Below are 1,206 nucleotides of genomic sequence, written 5' to 3'. Positions count from 1 at the left end.
TGACCTGCACCCCTGAAACGCCCTCGATTTTGAGTTAGGATTTCTGTTCTCCAGCCAGGAGACAGACGATGCGTAAGAGCAGGTTTACCGAAGAGCAGATTATCAAGGTCTTGAAGGAGCATGCCGCCGGGGTTTCGGCGAGCGATCTGTGCCGCAAGCACGGCATCAGTGATGCGACCTTCTACAAGTGGCGTTCGCGCTATGGCGGCATGGAGATCTCCGAGGCGCGCAAGCTGAAGGCGCTAGAGGAAGAGAACCGCAAACTGAAGAAGCTGCTGGCGGAGTCGATGCTGGACGTGTCGACGCTGAAGGAGATGCTCGGAAAAAACTTCTGACGCCCAGCTTGCGGAGACGTGCTGTGACCTGGGCGGTCAGTGAAAAGAGCTACTCGCAGCGACGGGCCTGCGATCTGGTCGGCTTGCAACCGAAGACCTATCGGTATGCGTCGACGCGATCCGATGATGAAGCCTTGCGGATCAAGCTGAGGGAACTGGCTTCGCAACGACGGCGGTTCGGCTATCGTCGCCTGGGCCTGCTGCTGGCGCGGCAAGGCGTCCGTATTAATCACAAGAAGCTGTATCGGCTTTACAGGGAAGAACGGCTCTCAGTGCGCAAACGCGGCGGTCGCAAACGGGCGCTCGGCACGCGGGCACCGATGACAATCCCGCAGGATCAAAACCTGCGCTGGTCGCTCGACTTCGTCATGGACACGCTTGCCAGCGGTCGGCGCTTCCGTATCCTGACCTTGGTCGACGACTTCACCCGGGAATGCCTCGGGCTGGTCATCGACACATCGCTGACCGCCCGGCGGGTGCTGCGCGAACTCGATCAGATCATCGAGAGCCGAGGTTGCCCCCGGATGATCGTGAGCGACAACGGCACCGAGTTTACGTCGAACGCTGTATTGGCTTGGCAGGAAGAGCTTGGCATCGACTGGCACTACATCGCACCGGGCAAACCGATGCAGAATGGCTTTGTCGAGAGCTTCAACGGTCGCCTGCGCGACGAGTGCCTCAACGAACATCTGTTCGCCAACCTCAACGAGGCCCGGCAGATCATCGAAGACTGGAGGATCGACTACAACACCAACCGACCGCATACGAGCCTCAACGGGCTCACACCAAGCGAGTTTGCCAACCGTTCAAACAGGGACGAAAACCAGAACAGAGTCTACTTATAAACGAGGGCAATCAGGGGTGCAGGTCA

The 1,206-nt window shown here is 58.8% G+C and carries 1 protein-coding gene; it reads left to right on the top strand.

The genetic code is table 11. The features are described from left to right. Nucleotides 1–68 precede the first annotated feature (68 nt). Nucleotides 69–1,180, top strand: a protein-coding gene (locus HNQ36_RS25905) for an IS3 family transposase (protein ID WP_152343881.1) whose coding sequence is annotated in 2 segments (ribosomal slippage) — nucleotides 69–324 and nucleotides 324–1,180 — 1,113 coding nt in all. Because the reading frame shifts where the segments join, the coding sequence is not laid out codon by codon here. Nucleotides 1,181–1,206: the final 26 nt, after the last annotated feature.

The sequence above is a fragment of the Afipia massiliensis genome (genome assembly GCF_014203115.1).
Classification (GTDB): Bacteria; Pseudomonadota; Alphaproteobacteria; order Rhizobiales; family Xanthobacteraceae; genus Afipia; species Afipia massiliensis.
The sequence above is the reverse complement of the archived record's forward strand: the minus strand, read 5'-3'. Positions and strand labels throughout refer to the sequence as shown.